The following is a 25,244-nucleotide window of genomic DNA, read 5'->3' on the forward strand; positions in this document are numbered from 1 at the left end:
GCCGAGACCGAGGAGTGGACTGTTGACGAATCCGTTCGAAGACCCCGACCAGTACTACTACGCGCTGATCAACGAGCAGGACCAGTACTCGCTGTGGCCGGCCTCGGTGCAGCTGCCGCCCGGCTGGGCCGTCGCGCACGGTCCGGCCGATCGGGACGCGTGCCTGGAGCACATCGAGGTGAACTGGACGGACATGCGCCCGGCGCGGACCGTCCCGGGCCGCTGATGGTGGCAGCGGCTCCCCGTTCCCGCCGCTGGGCGGATCCGCGGATCGCGGTGTGCCTCGTCTACGTGGCCGCGATGTTCATGAACGGGATGGACTCCACGATCGTCAACGTGGCGCTGCCGGCGATCGGTGGCGAGTTCGGCGTCACGCCCAGCGCGGTGTCGGCGGTCAACGTCGCCTACCTGGTCAGCCTCGCGGTGTGCATCCCGGTGTCCGGCTGGTTGGGCGACCGGTTCGGCACCAAGCGCGTGTTCCTGGCCGCGTTCGGCACGTTCGTGCTGGCCTCGCTGCTGTGCGCGGTGGCCGGTGACCTGACGCAGCTGACCGCGGCTCGCGCGCTGCAGGGCGCAGGCGGCGGGGTGATGAGCCCGGTGGCGCTGACCATGCTGTTCCGCGCCTACCCGCCGGACCAGCGGATCAAGCTGTCCCGGGTGCTGATCCTGCCGACCGCGGTGGCCCCGGCGCTGGGGCCGGTGCTGGGTGGTCTGTTCGTCGAGCAGCTGACCTGGCGGTGGGGCTTCTACGTGAACCTGCCGATCGGTGTGCTGGCGCTGCTGTACGGCTGGAAATTCCTGGCCGAACACGTTCAGAGCCACGGAAAGCGGTTCGACGGACTGGGTTTCGCGCTGGCCCTGCCCGGTCTCGGACTGGTCATGTATGCGCTGGAGGCGGTTTCGCGCACCGGACCGGGCTCGGTGGAGTTCTGGGGAAGTGGGCTGGCCGGGCTCGCGTGCCTGGCCGGGCTGGTTATCGCCCAGCTGCGGATGTCGGCGCCGATGCTGGACCTGCGGCTGTTCGGCGATCCGTCGTTCCGCAGGGCGAGCCTGATCCTGCTGCTGTGCGTGGCCGGATTCCTGGGCACGCTGTACGGGTTCACCCTCATGTACCAGAACGGACTGGGCGCCTCGGCGTGGCAGACCGGGTTGGTCACCCTGCCCAAGGCCGTCGGGCTGATGATCGCGTCGCAGGTCGTGGCTTGGGCGCACCGGCGGATCGGGCCGCGGGCGGTGATCGCGGCGGCCATGTTCGGTGCTGCTGCGTCGTTCGCGGCGATGAACCTGGTGCGCGCGGACACGGCCGTGCTGGCCGCCGTGGTGCAGCTGGCGTCCGGCTTCTTCGTGGGCGTGGCCTCGACCGAACTGCAGGTGGTCGCCTTCGCCACGATCAGCAGCGCGGCCACCGGTGCCGCCTCGACGCTGTTCAACGTGCAGCGGCAGGTGGGTTCGGCGCTGGGTGTGGCGGTGACCGCGTGCGTGCTGGCGGCCTGGGGCACCGGTTCCGGGCAGCCCGCGGGCGGTGGCGGCGATCTGAGCGCGTACCACGCGGCGATGCTGCTGGCGGCCGGGTGCGCGCTGGTGGGCGTGCTGGTGGCCCTGCGCATCAAGGATGCCGAGATCCTGCGCCCGACGCGGGTGGAGTCGGCGGTGGCCGAGGATTCCGCGCAGCGTCAAGAGATCTGAACCACGGCGGGGAAGACATCGCCTTCACCGTATGGTTAGGCTATCCTTAATTCACTGATCGTCCGAGTGCCGAAGAAGGGAGCGCCTTTCCGATGAACCACGCGGGACGGCACACGCACAACCGCCCTCCGGCACGGAATCTGGAAGTGCTGCGCACCGCCGAGATCAGCCCGTCGATGCGGCGGGTGACGCTCGGTGGCGCGGAGCTATCCGGGTTCCAGGACGACCGCACCGGCCCGAACATCAAGATCTTCGTGCCGCAGCAGCACCAGCAGCACCCGGAGCTGCCGGTCCTCGACCCGGACACCGGGCGCTACCAGTGGCCCGAGCTGCACGAGCGGCCCACGATGCGCACCTACACCGTGCGGCGCTACGACGAGGTTCGCGGCGAACTCGACGTCGACTTCGTGATGCACGGCGAAGGCATCGCCTCGACCTGGGCCGGGCGGGCGCGTCCCGGTGACCGGCTCGGGATCATGGGTCCGGGCGGCAAGACCTGCCGCGCCGCGGACTGGTACCTGCTGGTGGGCGACGAAACGGCCCTGCCCGCCATCGCAGGCATCGTCGAGCGCTTGCCCCCCACCGCGCGCGGCCAGGTGTTCGTGGAGATCGCCGACGCCGAGGAACGCCAGCACGTCGCATGCCCGCCGGACCTGCGGTGGACCTGGCTGGAGCGCGCCGGGCAGCCCGCGGGCGGATCGCAGCAGCTGATGGACGCGGTGCGCGACCTGGACCTGCCCGCCGGGGACGTGTCGGCCTGGGTGGCCGGGGAATCCGGCACCGTGCGCGGGATCCGCCGCCACTTGCGCACCGATCGCGGACTTGCCGCCGATTCCGTGCTGGCCGTCGGCTACTGGAAGAAGGGCTTGGTCGAGACCGAGTACCACGACAAGCACAACCACGACCGCGACTGACACAGCGACGGCCGGGTGCGCGCCGCGCGGAGCGCTCGGCGGGGCTCCGCCGGACCGCGCACTGCGCCCGGCACTGCGATGAGGGGACAACGTGACTGCCGTACCGACGGATGACCAAGTTCCCGTCTACGACGTTCTGGGCATCGGGTTCGGCCCGTCGAACCTGGCACTGGCCATCGCCATCGGTGAGCACAACGCCACCGCGGCCGCGGACGACCGGGTCCGGAGCGTGTTCTTCGAACGGCAACCCGCGTTCGGCTGGCACCGCGGGATGCTCATCGAGGGCACCACGATGCAGGTCTCGTACCTCAAAGACCTGACCACGATGCGCAATCCGGCCAGCACCTTCTCCTTCCTCAGCTACCTGCACGACAAGCAGCGGCTGGCCGACTTCATCAACCACAAGACGATGTTCCCCACCCGGATCGAGTTCCACGACTACCTGGAGTGGGCCGCGGCCCGCGTGGACGACGTCGTGCACTACGACTCCGAGGTGCTGGGCGTGCACCCGGTGCAGGGCGGGGAGCTGTTCGACGTCCGGGTGCGCCGCGGCGACGAGGTCGAGGTGCACCGGGCCCGCAACGTCGTGCTGGCGGTGGGTCTGGAAGCGAGCCTGCCGGACGGGGTGCGGTCCGGTCCGCGCGTGTGGCACAACCTCGACCTGCTGCACCGGGTGGGCGAGCTCGACGGCACCGATCCGCAGCGGTTCACCGTCGTCGGCGCCGGGCAGAGCGCGGCCGAGGCCGTGGACTACCTGCACCGCACCTTCCCGGGCAGCGAGGTCTGCTCGGTGTTCGGCCGCTACGGCTTCAGCCCGGCCGACGACAGCCCGTTCGCCAACCGGATCTTCGACCCGCAGGCCGTGGACGACTTCTACGCCGCCTCGCCGGAGGTCAAGGACGGGCTGATGGAGTACCACCGGAACACGAACTACTCGGTGGTCGACCTGGACCTCATCGAAGACCTCTACGCCCGCGCCTACCAGGAGAAGGTGCAGGGCAAGCAGCGGCTGCGGATGTTCAACGCCTCCCGGGTCACCGAGGCCGAACCGCACGACGACGGGGTGACGGTGTCCGTCGAGTTCCAACCGACCCGCGAGCGCACCGTGCTGGAGTCGGACGTCGTCGTGTACGCGACCGGCTGCCGCCCGCGCGACCCGTTCCCGCTGCTCGGCGAGAGCGCCCGCTACTGCGCCCGCGACGAGCAGGGCAGGCTGCAGGTCGAACGGGATTACCGGCTGCGCACCGCGCCGGACGTCCGGGGCGGCATCTACCTGCAGGGCGGAACCGAGCACACGCACGGCATCACGTCCTCGCTGCTGTCCAACGGGGCCGTGCGCGCGGGCGAGATCTGCGATTCGATCCTCGCGCGCCGCGCCACGACCGAGCCGCGGGCGGACGAGCACTACGCGCTGTCCCGCGGCTGACCTCTCGCCCCCGGTGTCCGCACCCGAACGCTGATCACCCGATGGTGGCCGGTACCACTCCGGCCGAGGTCCTGCGCGGATCCGCGCAGGCCGTGGCGTACGGTCAATCGACACCGGTGTACTAGGGCGGAATTGAGGGATTTGTCGTGCGGCCTGGTGTCCTGACCTTCTACCGGATCATGGCTTACGGCACCGCTGTGCTGCTGCTCGGCCTGTGCGTGGCCGTGGTGCTCAAGTACGGCCATTGGGTCGGCTTGTGGCCGGAGGGGAGCTCGACGCAGCAGCTCGGCACCCAGTGGTCGTTCCTCATCGGTGTCGTGCACGGCTGGCTGTACATGGTCTACCTGCTGGTCGCCGTGATCCTCACGACCCAGCTGCGGATCCCCAAGGGCCGGATGCTGCTGGTGCTGCTGGCCGGGACCGTCCCGTTCGGCGCCTTCGTCGCCGACCGCAAGGTGCTGCACTGGTACCGGTTGCGGGCGGCGGGCAAGCCGATCGTGCAGCAGACGGACGACCGGGTGGAATCGCGGGCATCATGAAGGCAGCAGCGCAACCGGGGCTGGCCCACGGCAGTCCGCAGTCCCCCGGGCGCCGCGGTGTCCTCGGGGCCTATGTCGCCCTGACCAAGCCGCGGGTGATCGAGCTGCTGCTGGTCACCACGATCCCGGCGATGTTCCTCGCTCAGCGCGGTTTTCCACCGCTGGGCCTCGTGCTGGTCACGCTGGTCGGCGGGGCGATGGCCGCCGGCAGCGCCAACGCGCTGAACTGCGTGGCGGACTCGGACATCGACGCGGTCATGGACCGCACCAAGAAGCGCCCGCTGGTCAACTACCGGGTCCCGCGGCGCGGCGCGCTGGTCTTCGGCCTGGTACTGGGCGCGGTGTCGTTCGCGGTGCTGGCGCTGGGCGCGAACCTGCTGTCGGCGGTGCTGGCGCTGGGCGCGATCCTGTTCTACGTCCTGGTGTACACGCTGGTGCTCAAGCGCCGCACCGCGCAGAACATCGTGTGGGGCGGCGCCGCAGGGTGCATGCCCGTGGTCATCGGTTGGTCGGCGGTCACCGGCACCGTCGAGTGGCCCGCGCTGGTGATGTTCGCCGTGGTCTTCCTGTGGACCCCGCCGCACTTCTGGTCGCTGGCGATGAAGTACCGGGACGACTACGCGCGCGCCGGGGTGCCGATGCTGCCCGTCGTGGCCACCGAGCGGCAGGTCTCCGCGCGGATCCTGGTCTACAGCTGGGCCACGGTCGCCAGCACCCTGCTGCTGGTGCCCGCGACGAGCTGGATCTACTTCGCCGGGGCGGCCGTTCTCGGCGCCGCCTTCCTGGTCACCGCGCAGCGGTTGCACAGCGCCGTGCGCAACGGCAGCGGGGCGCGCCCGATGAAGCTGTTCCACCTGTCGAACCTGTACCTGGCCCTGGTGTTCTTCGCGATCGCCGTGGACGCGGCGATCGGGCTGCCGCCGCTGGTCTGATTCCGCGGGCCGACCGTCCCGAAACGGGTCCGGTTCGCCCGGGTGCGGCGATAGGCTCTGTGTCGGGAGATCAACTCCTCACACCGGCGTGCGATGAGGCGGGGCGGAGCCATGCGCGAGCGACCAGGCGATCGGGCACCTGCGGTGCGGCGGTGCGCGCGATGAGCGGCGGGTTCCACTCGTTGCTCTACACCGACTGCCGCGCGGGTGAGGGACTCGGCGATGCCGACGGCCTGCAGTTCCAGGCGGTCTCTGCGGGATGCGCGGCGGGCGAGCAGGACGCGGTGCGCGACGCCGCGCTCTACCAGCCGCCGGCGCAGTGGATGCGGGACAACCGGCCCGCCGCGGAGTACCCGCCGTCCCTGGTGCACCTGCCAGGCGACGTGCTGATCACCGCGCGCGGTGTCTACCGCGGTGACGGGGTGCGGGAAGGCGCGCACTTCACCCATGCCCTGGCCACCACCGATCCCGCGTCGTACGGGGCGGTGCGCCCGGCGCAGCTGTGGCGCGCCCCCTGGTGGCGCGAACGCCCGGTGCAGGGCACCGAATGCCCGCCGCTGGCGGCCGAACCGGAGCCGGGACCGCTGCGCGCGGCCGCACTGCGCGACTGGGTGCTGGGGCAGCACGGCGGGCAGGCGTGGCTGATGAGCGTGCATTCGGCCATCGACCGGCTCAACGGGACCGGTGCACCGCCGGTGGTGTTCGTGGGGGCCGATGCCGAGACCGTCGTCCGCTGGATCGCCGCGGGAACGCTGCTGCTGCCGCAACGGCGCGCGCTGCAGGTCGGTTTCCGGGTGTTCGCCACCGATCCGCAGCACGAGCTGTCCCGAGCGGACGGTCCACGGATCGTGGCCGCGCATCCGGACTGGGCCGCGGAGTTCGCCGACCCGCAGGCCGCCGGCGGCGCCGTGGTGTTCAACCTCGCGACCGGGCAGTCCTCCCAGGTGGAACCGTCCGAGTCGGCGCTGCACTGGGTCCCGCGGTTCCTCAGCACAGACTCCGGCTCCGCCGGACCCGGGGACGTGCTCGATGCGGTCGAACTCGCGCACCGGCTGGGCCGGGATCGGGGTGCGACCACCCGCGGGGACCGGCTCGCCGCGGGAATCCTGGTGCTGGGAGAGCGGGTCGCCGACGCGGCCTCCGGCTTGGCGCTGGCCGGATGGCTGGGTTCGCCACCCGAGGTGTCCGCGGACGACGTGCTGGATCCGGTGCTGGACGCGGTGCTCGGCGCGGAACCGGAACCCGAGGTGCTGGCCGCGTTGGCCGATCCGGACGTCGACCGCGCCGGTCCGCTGCGGACCGCGTTGCTGCGCGCCGACGTCGAGGCGGTCGTGCGCGGCGAACCCGAGCCGTGCGGGCAGCAGCTGCCGGAGCGGTCCCGCGCCGAGCACGAGGCCGCGGAGGCGTCCCGGGCCGTCGATGCGGCGCTGCGCTCGGTTCCGCCGATCCGGCTGGGCGAGGTGCTCGCGGCCGCGCGGCGGCACGGTGCCGAGCCCGGTGCGGACCAGCTGGCCGAGACGTTGCGCGAGTTCGCGCGCTGGTGGCTGGACCACCCGCACGCCGCGGTCGACCCGTCCGGCTGGCCGTGCGCCGCACAGCTGGCCGGGGTGCTGCGGGCCGAACTCGCCCAGCGCCCGGCGCAGCGTCAGGCCGAAGCGGTCCGGGACGGCTGGTGGCGCCCGCTGGTGCCGGCGCTGGCGGATCCGGGCGATCCGGTCGACGTGCTGGTGGCGCGCGCGGCGGTCGCCGACGGCGGCGGGGCGCGGGCGGCCGCGCTGGACGCGTTCCGCGGGCTGGACGATCCGGCTGATCCGGAAGTCGTCTGGCAGGCGCTGTTCGCCGAAACGCCGCCGACCGTGCACGAGGTCGCCGTGCTCTTCGCCGGCACGTCGTTCACCGCGGTGCCGGAGGCCTTGGCGCAGCGGGCGCTCGACGTGCTGCGTGGCGCCCCGGTGACCGGTGAGGTGCTGGATGTGCTGCGCACGCTGGCGCACCACCTGGGCGCCGAGCACGCGGAACTACGTGCGCTCTGGGAGGAGGACGCCCGGTTGCGCACCTGGTTGGCGGCAGTGCAGCGCGCGGAGTCGCCGGACGAGCTCGGCGAGGTCTCCGAACCGGTGCTGGCCGCGCGCTCCGGCGATGTCATCGCCGCGCTGCTGGCCGCGCCGCTGCAGCGGGCTTGGGACGTGACGGTGCAGGCGGGCACCGGGCTGCAGCACGTGCTGGTGCGCGACCTGCCCGCGCGGTTCGCAGCCGCCGGTGCCGAGCAGGACCAGCAGCTGCGGGCCGTGGCGCTGGCCTTCCTCGTCGGGTGGTCGGACAGCTCCGAGCTCGACGTCCGCAAGGGCCTGGATCGGGCGTTGGAGCGGTGGGCCACCGAGCACGACCAGGCCGACTACCGGCGGGTCAGCCGGTTGCTGCGCGGGGTGGAGGCCGCGGTGGCCGCAGCGTGGCACGCGTGGATCAAGGAGCTCTCCGGTCAGCAGGCGGAGAGGCGGGTGCGCCGTGCGGCAGCGGAGTGGGTGCGGCGCCGGTGGACGGACCGCCGACGTCCGCGCGGGGAATGACCCGCCGCCGATCCACGCATCGCTCGCAGGAGTGAATTCTCGGTCCGGTGCCGCATTGGGTACCGCTGTCCCCAGCGCCGATGCCACTGAGTGATCACGCTGAGATAACGATGTCGGCGCGTGCGGGACATACTCCGACGCGGAATGTCGCCGCCTCGCCGGTCGCCCCGGCGGGAACCGGTGCGCGGCCGGGCGGCCGGCCGGGGCGGGGCGGCGGGAACCGGTCGGCAGGAGGTCGTCATGGTCGCCGCGCTGCGAGCGCACGTCGCCTGGTTGGTGCACGCGCTCGGTCCTTCGAAGAACCCGCTGCGCAGGCGGATCGACCGGGTCGCGGCGGCGGTGACGTTGCTGCTGCTGGTCGCCGCGGTGGCCGCGGTGCCCGCGGCGGCCGCGACCGGAGCCGCACTGCACGCTGACCTCGCCGCCCGCGCCGGGCATTCCGCCGCCACCTCCCGCCCGGTCTCCGGAACGCTGGTGACGCCGGCCCGGGCGGACATCCCGGTCGCCGAAGCATCCGGGCAGGTCCATCCGACCTCCTCCGCGCTGGTGCGGTGGAGCGCCGGGTCCGGGGCCCGCTCGGAAACCCTCCAGGTGCCGGAGGGCGGCGAACCCGGCGACACGATCCGGCTGTGGACCGACGAGCGCGGCGACCGGGTGCCGGCTCCGGCCGGTCCCGGCGAGGTCGTGCTCTCCGCGGTGTTCGCCGGGGCGCTGGTGCTGCTCGGCGCGCAGCTGACCTGCTTGGGGCTGATCGCCGCGACGCAGCACCTGGCGCGGGTGCAGGGCCAGCGCGGATGGGCACGCCAGTGGTCGTTCCTGCAGCACGGCGGGCGCTGGAGCCAGTTGTGAACCGCGTCGGCGGGTCGTCTGCCAGGCTGAGATCGACGTGCTGGGCTACCCGGCGCTGGTGACACTCGGGGCATGAGCGAGCGCGGATGGCCGGAGTCGGCGAGACCCCACGAGGCGTCCACGGCGCACGTGCCGATGGGCGCCTCGGCACCGCAGCTGAGCACCCCCTACGCACCGGTCAGCACCGGCCGGGTGATCCGGATCTTCGAGGCGGCCGAGACGGATCAGGCCGAGCTGCTGCACGCGCACTGGCCCGAACTCGCGCAGGCGCTGGGCGAACTGCTCCGGGCCAACGGCAGGGGGATCCCGGAGCAGTGGCGCCCGCGCTGAGGGGCGCGCGGGTGTGCCGGTGGACAGCTGCCCCGGGCGCGGGGGTAGTGTAGGAGTTGATCTTGCTCCCGATCCGACCCCGCGTCGCCGACCTGCGGTGAAGCGCCCCCAGCAGGACTCGAACCTGCGACCTAAGGATTAGAAGTCCTTTGCTCTGTCCAGCTGAGCTATGGGGGCCGGGGTGGACAGCTGCGCCGACCTGCGGATCGCAAGCGTAGCGGCCTGCGCGCCCGGCCGTACCACCGACATCGGAGGCGTTGCCGACCCGGTACCGAACGGCAAGCTGATCGACAACTGACCGTCGCTCACGCAGGTGGGAGTTTGTGCAGCGCCGCTGAAGTCAGCCCGTGCAGCATCCCCGCGGTATCGGCCGCCGAGGCGCCGCGCACCGACAGCAGGGTCAGCAGCGAGCGCTCGGGGGCGATCCCGGTGGTGGCGGTGCAGGTCTGGAACCCGTCGACCTCGGCGCAGTACAACCAGGCCGCATGCCCGTCCACCTCCACCGGCGTGCCCTCCGGCTGGCGATCGCGGGCGGCGTCGAGCGGTTCGTGGAACCCGGCGCCGGCCGAGTTCCCCGGCCCGGCACCCAGCATTTGGGTGCAGGCGCCGGGAAGCGGGTTGTCCGGGTGCGGCGGCCCGTCCGCTCCGCCCACCGGCTCCAGATCGTCCGGCGTGAGCAGCGTGCACGGATCCGTCCCCGCGGTGGTGCGGGCGACCGGTCCCGACGGGTCCCGGTGCTCCGGAGCGCTCGGCGCGAAACCCGCCGCGGGCACGGGTCGTCCGGTGACGAGCGTGCTGCAGCCGGCCAGCACCGGCAGCAGCACCAGCGCGGTGAGGCAGCGGCGGAGGCGGATCACCGCGCAACCGTAGCGCCGGTGCGCGCCGGGCGGCACTGACCCGTGCCGCTGCCATCCTGCGAGGGGATCGCGGTGGACCTGCGGTTACGCTCGGTGCGTGCCAACCGAGACCGCTCCTGCACCGACCCCGGACCGGCGAGCCGCATCCAGCACGGTGGGCATTCTCGTCGTCACCGCCGGTGTGCTCGCCGCCCTGGTCGCCGCTGCGCTGACCGCGCTGTCCGGGTCCGATGCCTACGCCCTGCTCGGTCTGCCGGACCCGGGTCCGGTGACGAAGTACGGGCTGCCCGTCGTCCGCGTGCTGGCCGAGACCGGCGCGGTGGTGTGCATCGGGTCGCTCCTGCTGGCCTCGTTCGGCATCCCCGCCCAGCGCGGCGGATCCCTCACCGCCGACGGTTACGCCGCGGTGCGCACCGCCGGATGGGCCGCCGCGGTGTGGTTCGCGGGCGCGGCGCTGATGGTGCCGTTCCTCGCGGCGGACGCCACTGGCCGCGGGGTCTCCGAGGTGCTCAGCGCCGACGTGCTGTTCGGGCTGCTGGACGCGCTGGAAGAGGTCAAGGCGTGGGGGCTGTCCGCGCTGATCGTGTTCGTCGTCGCGCTGCTGTGCCGGATCGTCCTGTCCTGGGGCTGGACCACCGTCGCGTTCGGTGCGGCGCTGCTGGGCCTGTTCCCGGTGATCGCCACCGGGCACTCGGCCAGCGGTGGCGCGCACGACATGGCCACGAACAGCCTGCTGTTCCACCTCTTCGGGGCGACGTTGTGGGTGGGTGGTCTGGTCGCGCTGCTCGCGCACGGTGCGCGCGGTGGTGCGCATCTGCCCCTGGTCGCGCGGCGGTTCTCCCGGATCGCGCTGGCGGCCTGGATCGCCATGGCGCTGTCCGGCGTCGTCAACTCGCTGGTCCGGGTCACGCCGGAGCAGCTGGTCACCACCACCTACGGCGTGCTGGTGCTGGTCAAGGTGGTCGCCTTGGTGGCGCTGGGTGCGTTCGGCTACGCCCAGCGCAGCAAGGTCGTGCAGCGGCTCGCCGGAGGTGCGGGCCGGGGGGCGCTGCTGCGGCTCGGGGCGGTCGAGGTGCTCACCATGTTCGCCACGATCGGCGTCGCGGTGGCGCTGGGCCGCACTCCGCCGCCGGCCGAGAGCGGGCCCACTCCCGGGCGCACCGAACTGCTGATCGGCTATCCGCTGCCGGAGCCGCCCGATGCGCTGAACCTGCTGTTCACCGGCCGGTTCGACCTCGTGTGGGGCACGCTGGCGCTGGCGCTGGCCGTGTTCTACCTGCTGGGTGTGCGCCGACTGCGCGCACGCGGGGACGCCTGGCCGGTGGGCAGGACCGCCGCGTGGCTGCTCGGCTGCCTGACGATCCTGGCGGCGACGTCCTCCGGGATCGGCAGGTACGCGCCCGCGGTGTTCAGCGTGCACATGGGCCAGCACATGCTGCTGTCCATGCTGGCGCCGGTGTTCTTGGTGCTGGCCGGACCGACCTCGCTGGCGCTGCGCGTGTTCAAGCCCGCGGGCAAGGAGCACCCGCCCGGTGCGCGGGAATGGTTGCTGGCCTTCCTGCACTCGCCGATCACCCGGGTGCTGACCAACCCGTTCGTCGCGCTGGGCCTGTTCGTGGGCTCGTTCTATGCGCTGTACTTCTCCGGGCTGTTCGACCTGGCGCTTCCCCAGCACTGGGCGCACATCGCGATGAACGCGCACTTCCTGCTGGTCGGGTACGTCTTCTACTGGCCGGTGATCGGCATCGACCCCGCGCCGCGGCAGCTGCCGTCGATGGGCAAGCTCGGGCTGGTGTTCGCGTCCATGCCGTTCCACGCGTTCTTCGGCGTGGTGCTGATGATGTCGCAGAACGTCATCGGGGAGAACTTCTACCGCAGCCTGGACCTGCCGTGGATGACCGATCTGCTCGCCGACCAGCAGCTGGGCGGCGGTCTGGCCTGGGCTTCCGGTGAGGTACCGCTGGTGGTGGTGATGCTGGCGCTGCTGATCCAGTGGTCGCGGGCCGACTACCGGGCGGCGCGGCGGATCGACCGCAAGGCCGACGCGGACGGCGAGGCCGATCTCGCCGCGTACAACGAGATGCTGCGCCGGCTCGCCGGGAACGACGGCTCCGCCGCCGGGGGATCCGGCGCTGGGGGATCCAGCGCGGAGGACTCCGGTGCTGCGGGATCCGGTGCTGCGGACTCCGGTGCGGGGGATGTCCGCGCCACGGGCTCCAGCGCCGAGGCGCCCGGCGAGGAGGGGGCCCGGGAGGACAGCTCCGCCGGGACCGACCGCGGGAACTGACCACCCGGTTCCCGCGCGCCGGGAGCAAGCCGCGGTGGTTCGTCCACAGGTCGGCGGTTCGTCCACAGATCGCGATCTCGCTCTCGCGGACCCCGGTCCGGGCGGGCCAACCTGGGAGAGCAGACCGGGAAGGGCCCGGTCCCCGACCGGGAGGTGCGGCGGTGTCCGAGACCAGCGCGACCGTGGTGCGGGCGGTGCGCACCGACCCGATCCGGCGGCCGGCGCCGCGCGCACCCGACCGGGTGCGCGCCCCAGGAACAGCCGCGTTGTTCCTCGTGTCACGCCACGCCCACGCGTGTGCCGACCGCATGCGTGGTCCACGACCGGACGCATCTACCATTCGTGGCATGGCCGAGTTCATTTACACCATGAAGAACGTGCGCAAGACGCATGGGGACAAGGTCATCCTCGACAACGCGACCATCCAGTTCTACCCCGGCGCGAAGATCGGTGTCGTCGGTCCGAACGGTGCTGGTAAGTCGACCGTGCTGCGCATCATGGCGGGACTCGACCAGCCGAACAACGGTGAAGCGTTCCTCTCCCCGGGCTACTCCGTCGGCATCCTGCAGCAGGAACCGCCGCTGAACGAGGAGAAGACGGTCCTGGGCAACGTCGAAGAGGGCGTCGGGGAGATCAAGCAGAAGCTCAACCGGTTCAACGAGATCGCCGAGGCGCTCGCGACCGATTACTCCGACGAGCTCATGGAGGAGATGGGCAGGCTCCAGGAGGACCTGGACCACGCCGACGCGTGGGAACTGGACTCCCAGCTGGAGCAGGCGATGGACGCGCTGCGCTGCCCGCCCCCGGAAGCCGAGGTCAAGAACCTCTCCGGTGGTGAGCGCAGGCGGGTGGCGCTGTGCAAGCTGCTGCTGAGCAAGCCCGACCTCCTGCTGCTCGACGAGCCCACCAACCACCTGGACGCGGAGAGCGTGCTGTGGCTGGAGCAGTTCCTGGCGAACTACGCGGGCGCCGTCCTGGCCGTCACCCACGACCGCTACTTCCTGGACAACGTCGCCGGGTGGATCCTGGAGATCGACCGCGGGCGGACCTACCCGTACGAGGGCAACTACTCCACCTATCTGGAGAAGAAGCAGGAGCGCTTGGCCGTGCAGGGCAAGCGCGATGTGAAACTGCAGAAGCGGCTCAAGGACGAGCTGGAGTGGGTGCGCTCGAACGCCAAGGCCCGCCAGACCAAGTCGCGCTCCCGGCTGCAGCGTTACGAAGAGATGGCCAACGAGGCGGAGAAGACCCGCAAGCTGGACTTCGAGGAGATCCAGATCCCGCCGGGTCCGCGCCTGGGCAATGTCGTCGTCGAAGCGGAGAACCTGCGCAAGGGTTTCGGCGACAACCTGCTCATCGACGGTCTGTCGTTCACGCTGCCGCGGAACGGCATCGTGGGCGTCATCGGTCCGAACGGCGTCGGCAAGACCACGCTGTTCAAGACGATCGTCGGTTTGGAGGAGCCGGACGCCGGAACCGTCCGGGTGGGCGACACGGTCAAGCTGTCCTATGTGGACCAGAACCGCGCGAACATCGACCCGGACAAGAACGTCTGGCAGGTGGTCTCGGACGGCCTGGACTACATCCAGGTCGGGCAGGTCGAGATGCCGTCCCGCGCGTACGTCAGCGCCTTCGGGTTCAAGGGCCCGGATCAGCAGAAGCCGAGCGGAGTGCTCTCCGGCGGTGAGCGCAACCGCCTGAACCTCGCGCTGACTCTGAAGAAGGGCGGCAACCTGATCCTGCTGGACGAGCCCACGAACGACCTCGACGTGGAGACCCTCGGTTCGCTGGAGAACGCGCTGGAGCAGTTCCCCGGCTGCGCCGTGGTCACCTCGCACGACAGGTGGTTCCTGGACCGCGTCGCCACGCACATCCTGGCGTGGGAGGGCGACGAGGAGAACCCGGCGAAGTGGTTCTGGTTCGAAGGCAACTTCGAGGGCTACGAGCAGAACAAGATCGAGAGGCTGGGGCAGGACGCGGCTCGTCCGCACCGCGTCACGCACCGGAAGCTGACCCGGGGCTGAACGGAGGCGCTGTGGCGAGCGTGGCCGGTCCACAACGCGACACGCCGGCAGCCCAGTTGCTCGACCCCGCCCGGCAGATGTGCTGGCGGGTGCCGGAGCTGGCGCTGCTGCTCAGCGATCAAGCGGTCGCCCTCGCCCGCAGCGAGGGCGACCGCCGGGGCCGGTTGCAGGCCGAGGCGCTCGCGCTGTTCGCGTTGAACCGGCTCGGCCGGGGAGTGGCCGCCACTACCCGCGCCATCGCGGCCGTTCGGGACGCCGAATCCGCCGGTGAGGACGGCTGTGCTGCCGAGATGCGGGTGGAGTTGGCGTGGTGCGCCCGCAGTGCCGGTGCCCACGACGCGGCGGGTCGAGTGCTGCAGCCGGTGCTGGAGCATGAGCGGGTCGACCCGGTGCTGCGGGCGCACGCGCTCGTCGCGTTCGCCGCGGTCACCCCGGCCGCCGCAGCCCGCGGCAGGTGCACAGAGGCACTTGATGAGGCGGAACGGCTCTATTCCGCCTGCGAGCTCAACCGGGACACCGTCCGGGTGCTCCGGGCGCGGGGAAGAGCCGCACGCGCAGCGCACCACCGCAGGTCCGGGGAGTTCGCCGAGGCGGCGCAGACCGCCGAGGACGGGCTCGACCTGCTGCGCCACCTCGGCGATCCGGTCGCGGAGAGCGGCGAGGTGCACGCCCGCCTCGTGCTGGAACGAGTGCAGGCGCTGATCGAGCTCGGGCAGGCGCCCGAAGCCACCGGGATCGCCGAGCCGGTGCTCAACCGGCCGGTGCGCGCGGCGGCCGCCGACCCGGTCGGCTGGCTGGGATTGGCCGTGGCGACCCGCACATACCTGCCGGACGGTGATCGCGCCGCGGCGATCCGGGTGCTCACCGACACCGTGGCCATCGCCGAGCGGCACCGCCTCGACGGACTGCTCGCCGAAGCGCTCAACGCGCTCTCGCACGCGTTGGAGCAGGGTGCGGAGTACGAACCCGCATTGCGCGCGCTGCGCGATGCCTACGCCGCCGATCGGCGCTGGCGCTCCGCGGTGCACGAGGCCCGCACCCGGCTCGTGGAGGAGTTCCCCGCGGTGCGGGGCGATGCCGTGCCGCGGGCGGATTCCCGCAGCGCCGCCGCGTCGCAGAGCGGTGCCGGACAATCTGCTGCGGCCGGGATTGCGGACGTGCCTGCGGAACCGCCGGACACACCTGCGTCTCGCGTCGGGGGTGCAGCGGAGCGGGTTTCGGTTGGCGGAAACGTCCGTGATCGACGGCCTGCTGCGGCGGGTGCCGCGCCGGCACGGGAACCGATGCCGGATCTCCCGTCGGCGCGAGAGCCGGAGTCGGAAACCGCTGCGCCGACCGGGACTCCGGCCGGAGATGACCCGGTCGTGGAGCCGCGGCCGGACGCCGGTGCGGGAGCTCTGCGCGAGTTACCCGACGAGGAAGACCTGCGCGCCACCGATGACGTGCGCGATGCCGCGCGGCGGTTGATGGAAACGCTGACGAGCCGTGCCGTCCTGCAGGACTCGGCACAGCGTCCCCAGGCGATGCCCCAGCCACGCGAGCCGCAGGAACCCGATCCGCCGCTCGCCGCGGGCGACTCGTCGCAGCACGACGCTCCCCGGTCCGACTCGCCCGGTCGGCACGAATCCCCGGATCGGAACGACGATTCGGGCCGGCACGCATCCCCGGACCGGCACGATGCTTTCGGTCGGCACGACGGCCCGGCTTGGTCCTCCTGGCAGGGTGTACCCGGCCAGCACGAAGCTCCCGACCGGCGCGCGTCCTCGGGGCAGGACGACGCCCCGGACGGGCTCCCGGGCGTTCATCCGGGTGCCGACGACACCTCCGGCGTACCCGGCTGGGCCGGATCTGCACCGCACGGATCCGGGACCGACCTCCCAGACTACGACAGCTGGGACGTCCCTCTCGACCCGTTGTCGCCGACACCGCTCGGTACCGGTGCGGTGGTCTCCGCGGAACCACCGGACGCCACTGGTGCGGATCCGCTGCTGGACCGGGATGACGAACCCGGCGGGGAACGTGCGCCCACCTGGGGCAACGTGCCCGAGCACGAGCAGGCCGACAGCGCGAGCGGGTCCCGCCCGGACCCGGACGCCCAGCGCGTCCACGACGATCCGCAGCCGGTGGAGGGACGCCGGTCCCGCGGGCGCAGCCTCGCCGAGATCCAGGCGTCGCTGCAGGTGTTCGAACAGACGGGGCGGCGCCGGTCGCGGCGCGCCGAGCCGGACGCCGAGGAGGGGGAACCCATGTCCGCGGCGGACTTGCTGGCCAGGCAGCACGACGAGGGGGGTGTGCCGAACCAGTCGGATGCCGCCCCCGAACCGGCAGGTTCCGGCACGGCGGGCAACCGGGCCGAGGCGGGGCAGCACGGCGCTGCGCACCGCGCACCGGCATCGGACTCGTTCGCCGATTCCGAGCAGCCGGACGAGCACGAGCCCGGTGCGCGCGTCCCGCGTGCCGACCGGCCGGACGAGCCCCAAACCGTAGGCGGCGAGGGGTCGGCCGGGGATCCGCCGTCCCTGAGCAGTTCGCTGACCAGCGAAGACGATGCTCCCGGCGGGTGGGACGAGCAGCACGGTGCCGACGCTGCACGGGCGGAACCGGGCGAGGTGGGGTTGGCCGATCTGCTGACCGAAGCGCTCATGGCGTACGAGTCGGGACGGCGCACACCCGTTCCCGACGACGCCCACGACCCCGACGACCCGGCTGGCGACGCCGACGACGCCGCCGGCGAGGAGGCACACCCCGACCCGGGCGACGACCGCGATCCCGGCGCGCGCCGGGAGGCCGCCGCCGCAGCAGAACCCGCCGGGCGGCACAGCCGCTCCGCCGCGGACGGTCCGGTAGCCCGCGGAGGCAGTCGGAACGCCACCGGCGCCGGGCCCGCGTTCGGCGCTGAGGCGACGGTCCGGCCCCGGCACGGCTCGGCGGTCGAAGCGCCCGGTCGCGACGTGGGAGCCCGGCACCGGCATCCGGCGTTCGAGTTCGATCCACCTGCGGAAACGTCCGGGTAATCCGGTGTCGTACCGGACTTCACCACCGTGTCGTGCTCGGCCGCCCTGCCGCCGGGATCGCGAATGGCACTCTTAGGGTGGAGTTCGTAGGGGCACAATGAGGTGCCGTCGAGCGTGGAGCTGCCTGAAGATGATCGCGAATCCCGGACAGTCGAAGCCCGGAAGCCAGTCGTGGACCGATGCGGACCGGCCCGGAGACGGGTCGGACAACCCGGAGCGGATCAAGAACGCCCTGCTCGCCGAGGCCGCCGGGAGCGCCCCCGACCTCGCCGAGCTGCTGCAGACCTACTACCGGCACGCGCCGGCCGAGGAAGTCGTGGCCGACGACCCCGCCGACCTGGTCGGTGCTCTGCGCTCGCACGCCAGGCTGGCCGAGGCTCGCGTCGCTGGGCGCCCACTGGTGCAGGTGGCCAACCCGATCCGCGAGCAGGACGGCTGGCAGAGCCCGGCGACCGTGGTGCAGATCGTCACCGACGACATGCCGTACCTGGTCGACTCGGTGATCGCCGAACTCGGCCGGGACGGCGCCGAAGTGCAGCGGATCATCCACCCGATCATCATGGTCCGCCGCGATGTGGCCGGTGCGCTGCAGGAAGTGCTGCCCTCGGCCGATCCGGTCAACCCGCCCCCGGGGGCGATGGCCGAATCGTGGATGTACGTCGAGGTCAACCGGATCAGCGATGCCGAACGGCTCGACCAGCTGCACAAGGGCCTGTCCGGCGTGCTCAACGACGTGCGCGAGGTCGTCGAGGACAGCGAGCGGATGCACGCCACGGCGCGCGAGCTGGCCGCGGGGCTGGAGCAGGCCCCGCCACCGCTGGACGGACCCGCGGTGCACGACGCGGCCGGCCTGCTGCGCTGGTTGGCCGACGGGCACTTCACGTTCCTGGGCTACCGGCACTACGAACTCGTCGAGGACGGGGGAGAACCGGCGCTGCACGCACTGCTGGCGTCCGGTCTGGGCGTGCTGCGCAGCGACAACGTCGCGGCCGGCAACGTGACCGCTGGCCCGGACCCGCTCTCCCAGGACCTGCTGGTGCTGACCCAGGCCAGCGCTCCGTCCACAGTGCACCGCCCGGTGCACCCGTTCTACGTGGGGCTGAAGACGTTCGACGCCGCGGGGCGGGTGACCGGTGAGCACCGCTTCCTCGGCCTGTTCACCACGACGGCGCTGCACGAGAACGTGCTGGACATCCCGTTCATCGAGCGCCGGGTCCGCGAGGTGATCCAGCGCGCCGGGTTCCCGATGCAGTCCTACTCGGGCCAGCGGATGCTGGAGGAGATCCAGAGCTACCCGCGCACCGAGCTGTTCTCCACCGACGAGGACACCCTGCTGGACACGATCACCGGTGTGCTCGCCCTCGCTGAACGGCGCAGGCTCAAGCCGTTCCTGCGCCGCGATCCGTACGGTCGATTCTACTCCTGCCTGGTCTACCTGCCCCGGGACCGCTACACGACGAGCTCGCGGCTGGCCATGCAGGAGGTGCTGCTGGAAGAACTCGGCGGGGACAGCCTGGAGTACAGCACCCGGGTCGGCGAGTCCGCGCTCGCGCGGGTGCACTTCGTCGTGCGCACCGACCCGGCGCGCCAGGTCGAACCGGACCTCGCCCGGATCCAGCGCCGGCTCGACGGGGCCATCCACACCTGGGACGACCGGATGGTCGAGGAGGTGGACGTCGAGCTCTCCGAGGTCGGGCCGGACGAACGACCGGTGCGCAGCGGTTCGGAAGCCGTCAGCCAGATCGCGCAGCGCTACGCCGGAGCCTTCCCGGAGAGCTACAAGGAGAACTTCACCGCGGGCGAGGGGCTCGTCGACCTGCGCAGGCTGGAGTCCCTCGTGGACTCCCGTGACCTGCGGATGTCCCTGTACGCACCGCGTTCGGCCGAAGAGGGCGAGCGGCGGTTCAAGATCTACGTGGTCGGCGAGCGCGTCACGCTGTCCCGGGTGCTGCCGGTGCTGCAGAGCATGGGCGTGGAAGTCGTCGATGAACGCCCGTACGAGATCGTCCCGGACGAGGGGCGCAACTACTGGATCTACGACTTCGGGCTGCGGGTGGAGCCCGGACTGCTGGACGGCGGTGCCGAACAGCTGGATTCGCTGCGCGAGCGGTTCGAGGAGGCGTTCCGGGCGATCTGGCAGGGCGATGCCGAGGTCGACCGGTTCAACGCGCTCGTGCTGCGCACCGGGCTGTCTTGGCGGCAGTCGGCGGTGCTGCGCGCCTACGCGAAGTACCTGCGCCAGGCCGGGGTGGCCTACAGCCAGGACTACATCGAGGACGTGCTACTGGCGCACCACGACGCGGCGGTCGAGCTGCTCGCGCTGTTCGAGACCCGGTTCGACCCGTCCCGCGCCGAGGACGCCCGCCACGACCGTGAGGACGCCGCGCTGCAGCGCATCGACGCGCTCATCGAGGAGGTGACCAGCCTCGACGCGGACCGGATCCTGCGCAACTACCTGAGCCTGATCCGCGCGACGCTGCGCACCAACTTCTTCCGCACCGACGGCGGGCACCCGCGTCCGTACCTGGCGCTCAAGCTGGAGCCGCAGGAGATCCCGGGACTGCCGGAACCCCGCCCGCAGTACGAGATCTTCGTGTACTCGCCGCGGACCGAGGGTGTGCACCTGCGGTTCGGTGCGGTGGCGCGCGGCGGCCTGCGCTGGTCGGACCGCCGCGAGGACTTCCGCACCGAAGTGCTGGGCCTGGTCAAGGCGCAGGCGGTGAAGAACGCCGTCATCGTCCCGGTCGGCGCCAAGGGCGGTTTCGTCGTCAAGCGCCCGCCCGCCGCGACCGGCGACCCGTCCGCCGACCGCGAGGCGGCGCAGCAGGAGGGCATCGCCTGCTACCGGATGTTCATCTCCGGGCTGCTCGACCTCACCGACAACCTGGTGGACGGCGAGGTCGCTCCGCCCGCCGAGGTGGTCCGGCACGACGGGGACGACCCGTACCTGGTGGTCGCCGCGGACAAGGGCACCGCGACGTTCTCCGACATCGCCAACGAGGTCGCCGGCACCTACGGGTTCTGGCTCGGTGACGCGTTCGCCTCCGGCGGCTCGGTCGGCTACGACCACAAGGCGATGGGCATCACCGCGAAGGGCGCGTGGGAGAGCGTCCGGCGGCACTTCCGGGAACTCGACCTGGACACGCAGAACGAGGACTTCACCGTCGTCGGTGTCGGGGACATGGCCGGGGACGTGTTCGGCAACGGGATGCTGCTGTCCGAGCACATCAAGCTCGTTGCCGCCTTCAACCACATGCACGTGTTCATCGATCCGGATCCGGATCCGGCCGCGTCGTTCGCCGAGCGCAGCAGGCTGTTCGCGCTGCCCCGGTCCAGCTGGGACGACTACGACCGCAGCATCATCAGCGATGGCGGCGGGATCTGGCCGCGCTCGCTGAAGTCGATCCCGCTCAACCCGGCGATCCGCCGCGCGCTGGGCATCGACGAGTCGGTGCAGCAGCTGTCCCCGCCGGAGCTGATCCGGGCCATCCTGCAGGCACCCGCCGACCTGTTGTGGAACGGCGGCATCGGCACCTACGTCAAGGCGGGCACCGAGACGAACGCCGAGGTCGGGGACAAGGCCAACGATCCGGTCCGGGTGGATGGCCGCGATCTGCGGGTCCGGGTGGTCGGTGAGGGCGGTAACCTCGGCCTCACCCAGCTCGGCCGCATCGAGTTCGCCCGGGCGGGCGGCAAGGTCAACACCGATGCGCTGGACAACTCGGCCGGGGTCGACTGCTCCGACCACGAGGTCAACATCAAGATCCTGCTGGACCAGCTCGTCGAGCAGGGCGAACTGGACCGCCCGCAGCGCAACGAGCTGCTGGTGGAGATGACCGACGAGGTCACGGACCTGGTGCTGGCCGATAACCACTCGCAGAACTCGGTCTTGGGTATCTCCCGGGCGCACGCGATGGACATGGTTTCGGTGCACGCCCGGCAGATCAGCTCGCTGGAGAAGTCCGGTGAGCTGGACCGCGAGCTGGAAGCGCTGCCGAACCAGAAGGAGCTGCGCGAGCGGGAGAAGGCCGAGCAGGGGCTTACCTCGCCGGAGCTGGCGACGCTGATGGCGCACGTCAAGCTGGCCCTCAAGCAGGACGTGCTGGCCAGCGGGCTCCCGGACACCGAAGCCTTCCGCGGCAGGCTGGTGGAGTACTTCCCGCGGCCGCTGCGCGAGCGCTACGCGGCAGCGGTTCCCGCGCACCCGCTGCGCCGGGAGATCATCACCACCCTGCTGGTCAACGAGATGGTCGACGGTGCGGGCATCTCCTACGCCTACCGGCTGGCCGAGGAGATCAGCTCCTCGGCCACGGATGCGGTGCGCGCGTTCGCGGTGGTGACGAAGGTGTTCGAGCTCGACGAGATCTGGCGGCGGATCGACGACCTGGCGGACACGATCCCGACCCAGGTGGCCGACGAGCTGGTCCTGGAGAGCAGGCGGCTGCTGGACCGCGCCTCGCGGTGGATGCTGGCCAACCGGCCGCAGCCGCTGGCGATCGGTGCGGAGATCACCCGATTCCGCGGTGTGGTGCAGGAGCTGTCCGGTTCCGTGCGGGGGCTGCTGCGCGGCCGGGCCGCCGACACCGCGGACGAGAAGATCGAGCGCTGGAAGTCCGACGACGTGCCTGCGGACCTCGCCGAGCAGGTCGGGGTGTTGCTGGATTCGTTCGCGCTGCTGGACATCACCGAGATCGCCGAACTCGCCGAACGCGATGCCGGGGTCTCGGCGGAGCGGTCGCCGCGGGAGAGCGCCGAGCTGTACTACGCGCTGTCCGAGCACCTGGACGTGGAGCGGATGCTGCAGGCGGTCAACGAGCTGGAACGGGGCAACCGCTGGCACGCGCTGGCGCGGCTCGCGCTGCGCGACGACTTCTATGCCTCGGTGCGGGCCATCACGGTCGACGTGCTGCGCAGCAGCGAGCCGGACGACCCGCCGGAGGACAAGATCGCCCGGTGGGAAACCACCAACGCGTCCCGGCTGGAGCGGGCCAACTCGGCGCTCGGGCAGATCAAGAACTCCGGGAAGCTGGACCTGGCGACGTTGTCGGTCGCCTCGCGGCAGCTGCGCGGCATGGTGCGCTGACCGGCGGCACGGGTGTCCACGATCATCCCAGGTCGCGGACACCCGGTCGGCTCCTGATGTCCGGATCGATACGCTGCGGGAGGGGCCGTGCGTCGGCCGGGGGTGATCCGCTCCCGGCGGGGTCGCCGGCGCCGAACCGGCCGGATCGTGGAAAGGGAGCTCGTCAGTGGGCGCATACGTAGCCGACGTGGCACTGCGCTGGTCCGACCTGGATGCGTTCGGGCACGTCAACCACGCCAGGACGATCACGCTGCTGGAAGAGGCGCGGGCGGGACTGCTGTTCGCCGAGGCCGAACGGCAGGGGATCCCGGGCATGGCCGACGGCATGGTCGTGGCCCGCGTGGTGATCGACTACCACAGCCCGCTGCAGTACAGCGCCGGATCCCTGCAGGTGCAGATGTCGGTGCGCGACCTGCGGGCGGCCTCGTTCCTCGTCGACTACACCGCCTACGCGCAGGAAGCGGTGGCCACCGCGGAGACGTTGATGGTGCCCTACGACCTGGACGCAGGCCGACCGCGGCGGGTGACGAGTGCGGAGCGCGACTTCCTGGTCCAGTGGCGCCTCGACGAGCCGGAACCGGGGTCCGCGGGTGGCTGAGCTGCGGATGCCCGATTCGGGCGAGCGCGAGGACCTCGGCGCGTTCGTGGCGCGCGCGGTGCGGCTGGACGGCCAATCGGTGCTGCGGCTGCGCAACCGCGAGGATTCCGGCCGGTTCGACGCCTGGTCGGCGACCCCGTTCGATGCGCTGTGCACCCGGGCTTTCGGCGGTGCGTCCGATCCCGCGGACCTGACCGTGTCCGGGAGCGAGCTGCTGGCCGCGCTGACGGTGGCCGGCGGACCGGTGATGGACCCGGGTCCGCCGCAGGACCTGCTGTGGCGGTCCGAGTTGCCGCCGCCGACCGGCTGGTACCGGGTGGATGATCTGCCCGCCAAGCTCGTCGGCGAGGTCGCCGAGCGCGGCATCGGGATGGCCAAGGAGAACGTGGGCCCCAAAGGAACCCCGCCCGCATCGCTGCTGGACCAGGAGGTCTTCACGGTCAGCGGTAGCGGTTTCGAGGTGAAGGTGCCGCTGCGGTGCCTGTTCGTCCTGTCCGGCATGGGCTTTCTGGTGAACCGGCCGGACGAGGGGGAGATCGTGCGGGTCAGCGCGACCGATTCCTGGCTGCGGCTGGACTCCCGGTTCGGTGCCGTGGTCCGGCGCAGGCACGCGCTGCTGCCGCTGCTGATCTGACCCGCCCGATCACGATCGCTGGCGCACCTCGACCGGGCTCCGCGCGGTGCGGGGTGCGCGCAGCAGCGGTTCGAACCGGGCGCTGATGACCCGAACCGCCTCGCTGAGCGCGGCTTCCAGCGGACCGCGGCGGAACACCAGGCACCACAGGACCGGCAGCACCAGCGACGCGATCGGGAACACCTCGGGCATCCAGGTGTGCACGAAGCCGAAGATCCCGTCCGGCTCGGTGGGGTCGACGGGGAAATCCGGCGTCTCCGGGGTGTCCGGCAGATCCGGTCCCATGTGCGCCATTTCCCACGCGCCCCGGGGCACGCCCTTCATCGGCCAGCCACCGCTGACGACCTGCCAGGTCAGCACCAGTGCGTGCGCCGCGTAAAGGGTCAGCGCCATCGAGCCCGCCGCGGCCACCGGGCGCAGCAGCAGGCCGAGCCGGTCGGCCAGCTCCAGGCACGCGGCGAGGATGACCAGCCCGGTCCCGGCCGCGCTGAGCAGTTCCAGCGTGGTGCCGCTGTGCGCGGTGGTGCCCAGCAGTGCGGTGGGCTCGTCGACGTCCACGCCGCCCCAGCCGGGCTCGGGCTGCTCGGCGCCGGCCAGGAGCAGCAGCGTCGCCGACCCGGCCCGGGCCATCGCGTACGCGGCCAGCCCGGCGATCCCCAGCCGGATCCGCACCCGGGTGCTGCGCAGGTCCAGCCGTCCCACCGCCATGCCGCACAGCACCAGCGGTACGTAGGCCACTGCCGGGTAGAAGCCGGTCAGCACCAGGTCCAGCAGTCCCGCATCGGCGAACAGGTGCGCCGGGTCGACGGACTCGACGGCCTCCTGCAGGCCCGCCAGGGGACCGCCGTCGGCGAGCAGACCGCGCAGCACGAAGGACAGCTGCGGGCTGAGCAGGACCCCGCAGCCGGCGGCGACGGCCAGCCCGCGCGCACGCAGCCCCGCGAACGGGACGCACAGCAGGAAGTACACCCCGTAGTACGGGATGATCACCGTGATCAGGAAGCCGGTCGCCTCGGTCGCGCGGGCCAGCAGCAGGCCCAGCACGATCAGCAGCACGGCACGTACCGCGATCCGCACCCGCGCCCGCCGCAGGTCGGTTCCGCGCGGCGGCTCGGTGCGGCCGGACAGCATCGCCAGCGACACACCCGCCAGCAGCGTGAACAGCGCGGTGGCCCGCCCGCTGGAGAACTGCGCCACGTAGCCGGCCGCGGGGCTGCCGAAGAACGGCACTCCGAAGTGGATGTTGAACATGCCCAGTACGGCGAGGAAGCGCGCGACGTCGACCCCGGCCAGCCGGCCGGTGCGCTGTGCCCGCGCGGATTGCGGTGCGGTGTGCGCAGTCATGGCTTCCAGCGGATCGCGGTACGGGCTGAGCTGAGCCGGAACCGTCGAATCCCGCGCTGGGGCGGGGAATTCGACGTGTTCTGGGACCGCGATTCTCGCTGAGGTGCGGGTTTTCCGATCGCCGGGCGCTCCGGCGCTCACCCGAAAGATGATCGCTGTC

General features: G+C 71.8%; 17 protein-coding genes and 1 tRNA gene. 15 read left to right on the forward strand and 3 right to left on the reverse strand.

From position 1 onward, the window contains the following. The first annotated feature begins 22 nt into the window (after window positions 1–22). From IQ251_RS08325 to IQ251_RS08365, 9 genes are all read left to right on the forward strand, one after another. A complete protein-coding gene (locus tag IQ251_RS08325; protein WP_304610914.1) occupies window positions 23–226 on the forward strand; it encodes an MbtH family protein in 204 nt (67 codons plus the stop codon). Then, the gene (locus IQ251_RS08330; RefSeq protein WP_193927906.1) at window positions 226–1,686 is read left to right on the forward strand and encodes an MDR family MFS transporter; all 1,461 of its coding nucleotides are present in this window, start codon (window positions 226–228) and stop codon (window positions 1,684–1,686) included. The genes IQ251_RS08325 and IQ251_RS08330 overlap by 1 nt, the downstream gene beginning before the upstream one ends. Window positions 1,687–1,778: 92 nt before the next feature. After that, complete coding sequence (locus IQ251_RS08335) at window positions 1,779–2,600, forward strand: siderophore-interacting protein (protein ID WP_193927907.1); 822 nt, start codon at window positions 1,779–1,781, stop codon at window positions 2,598–2,600. Between the two features lie 91 nt (window positions 2,601–2,691). After that, window positions 2,692–4,026 carry a lysine N(6)-hydroxylase/L-ornithine N(5)-oxygenase family protein gene (locus IQ251_RS08340; RefSeq protein WP_193927908.1) on the forward strand — a complete coding sequence of 445 codons (1,335 nt, stop codon included), beginning with the start codon at window positions 2,692–2,694 and terminating at the stop codon, window positions 4,024–4,026. Between the two features lie 146 nt (window positions 4,027–4,172). Continuing rightward, window positions 4,173–4,565 carry a DUF3817 domain-containing protein gene (locus IQ251_RS08345; RefSeq protein WP_193927909.1) on the forward strand — a complete coding sequence of 131 codons (393 nt, stop codon included), beginning with the start codon at window positions 4,173–4,175 and terminating at the stop codon, window positions 4,563–4,565. Next, a complete protein-coding gene (locus IQ251_RS08350; RefSeq protein WP_193927910.1) occupies window positions 4,562–5,497 on the forward strand; it encodes a heme o synthase in 936 nt (311 codons plus the stop codon). Before IQ251_RS08345 ends, IQ251_RS08350 begins: the two co-directional genes overlap by 4 nt. 161 nt (window positions 5,498–5,658) lie before the next feature. Then, entirely contained in the window at window positions 5,659–8,064 is a 2,406-nt protein-coding gene (locus IQ251_RS08355; protein ID WP_193927911.1) for a GTPase-associated protein 1-related protein, read from the forward strand. Window positions 8,065–8,304: 240 nt separating this feature from the next. After that, window positions 8,305–8,913: an Rv1733c family protein gene (locus tag IQ251_RS08360; RefSeq protein ID WP_193927912.1), complete on the forward strand. Its 609-nt coding sequence runs from the start codon at window positions 8,305–8,307 to the stop codon at window positions 8,911–8,913. 72 nt (window positions 8,914–8,985) lie between these two features. Beyond that, a complete protein-coding gene (locus tag IQ251_RS08365; protein ID WP_193927913.1) occupies window positions 8,986–9,243 on the forward strand; it encodes a hypothetical protein in 258 nt (85 codons plus the stop codon). Between the two features lie 103 nt (window positions 9,244–9,346). Here the strand turns inward: IQ251_RS08365 and IQ251_RS08370 are convergent. Beyond that, window positions 9,347–9,420: transfer RNA gene (locus tag IQ251_RS08370), tRNA-Arg, on the reverse strand. 128 nt (window positions 9,421–9,548) lie between these two features. Continuing rightward, on the reverse strand, window positions 9,549–10,100 hold the full coding sequence (locus IQ251_RS08375) for a DUF3558 family protein (RefSeq protein WP_370591274.1): 552 nt from the start codon (window positions 10,098–10,100) through the stop codon (window positions 9,549–9,551). A 97-nt stretch (window positions 10,101–10,197) separates the two neighbouring features. Between IQ251_RS08375 and IQ251_RS08380 the strand changes: the two genes are divergently transcribed. The 6 genes from IQ251_RS08380 to IQ251_RS08405 all read left to right on the forward strand — a co-directional run bounded on the left by IQ251_RS08380 (window position 10,198) and on the right by IQ251_RS08405 (window position 23,740). Next, window positions 10,198–12,387, forward strand: coding sequence for a bifunctional copper resistance protein CopD/cytochrome c oxidase assembly protein (locus IQ251_RS08380; protein WP_370591275.1), 2,190 nt, complete (start codon window positions 10,198–10,200; stop codon window positions 12,385–12,387). 347 nt (window positions 12,388–12,734) lie between these two features. Beyond that, entirely contained in the window at window positions 12,735–14,411 is a 1,677-nt protein-coding gene (ettA, locus tag IQ251_RS08385) for an energy-dependent translational throttle protein EttA (RefSeq protein ID WP_193927914.1), read from the forward strand. An 11-nt stretch (window positions 14,412–14,422) separates the two neighbouring features. Continuing rightward, window positions 14,423–17,425 carry a hypothetical protein gene (locus IQ251_RS08390; RefSeq protein ID WP_193927915.1) on the forward strand — a complete coding sequence of 1,001 codons (3,003 nt, stop codon included), beginning with the start codon at window positions 14,423–14,425 and terminating at the stop codon, window positions 17,423–17,425. Window positions 17,426–17,555: 130 nt separating this feature from the next. Further along, window positions 17,556–22,508, forward strand: coding sequence for an NAD-glutamate dehydrogenase (locus IQ251_RS08395; protein ID WP_193927916.1), 4,953 nt, complete (start codon window positions 17,556–17,558; stop codon window positions 22,506–22,508). Window positions 22,509–22,674: 166 nt separating this feature from the next. Beyond that, on the forward strand, window positions 22,675–23,106 hold the full coding sequence (locus IQ251_RS08400) for an acyl-CoA thioesterase (protein ID WP_193927917.1): 432 nt from the start codon (window positions 22,675–22,677) through the stop codon (window positions 23,104–23,106). Beyond that, a complete protein-coding gene (locus IQ251_RS08405; RefSeq protein WP_193927918.1) occupies window positions 23,099–23,740 on the forward strand; it encodes a DUF8010 domain-containing protein in 642 nt (213 codons plus the stop codon). The genes IQ251_RS08400 and IQ251_RS08405 overlap by 8 nt, the downstream gene beginning before the upstream one ends. A 9-nt stretch (window positions 23,741–23,749) precedes the next feature. Here IQ251_RS08405 and IQ251_RS08410 read toward each other — a convergent pair whose 3' ends face one another. Continuing rightward, window positions 23,750–25,084 (reverse strand): heparan-alpha-glucosaminide N-acetyltransferase domain-containing protein, encoded by a 1,335-nt coding sequence (locus IQ251_RS08410; protein WP_228046407.1) that lies wholly within the window; start codon window positions 25,082–25,084, stop codon window positions 23,750–23,752. Window positions 25,085–25,244: the final 160 nt, after the last annotated feature.

This window comes from Saccharopolyspora montiporae (assembly GCF_015209505.1).
Lineage (GTDB): Bacteria > Actinomycetota > Actinomycetes > Mycobacteriales > Pseudonocardiaceae > Saccharopolyspora > Saccharopolyspora montiporae.

Coding starts and splice junctions, on each gene's coding strand:
- IQ251_RS08330 (WP_193927906.1), top strand. CDS start 226: ATGGTGGCAGCGGCTCCCCGTTCCCGCCGCTGGGCGGATCCGCGGATC.
- IQ251_RS08335 (WP_193927907.1), top strand. CDS start 1,779: ATGAACCACGCGGGACGGCACACGCACAACCGCCCTCCGGCACGGAAT.
- IQ251_RS08350 (WP_193927910.1), top strand. CDS start 4,562: ATGAAGGCAGCAGCGCAACCGGGGCTGGCCCACGGCAGTCCGCAGTCC.
- IQ251_RS08355 (WP_193927911.1), top strand. CDS start 5,659: ATGAGCGGCGGGTTCCACTCGTTGCTCTACACCGACTGCCGCGCGGGT.
- IQ251_RS08360 (WP_193927912.1), top strand. CDS start 8,305: ATGGTCGCCGCGCTGCGAGCGCACGTCGCCTGGTTGGTGCACGCGCTC.
- IQ251_RS08365 (WP_193927913.1), top strand. CDS start 8,986: ATGAGCGAGCGCGGATGGCCGGAGTCGGCGAGACCCCACGAGGCGTCC.
- ettA (WP_193927914.1), top strand. CDS start 12,735: ATGGCCGAGTTCATTTACACCATGAAGAACGTGCGCAAGACGCATGGG.
- IQ251_RS08395 (WP_193927916.1), top strand. CDS start 17,556: ATGATCGCGAATCCCGGACAGTCGAAGCCCGGAAGCCAGTCGTGGACC.
- IQ251_RS08410 (WP_228046407.1), bottom strand. CDS start 25,084: ATGACTGCGCACACCGCACCGCAATCCGCGCGGGCACAGCGCACCGGC.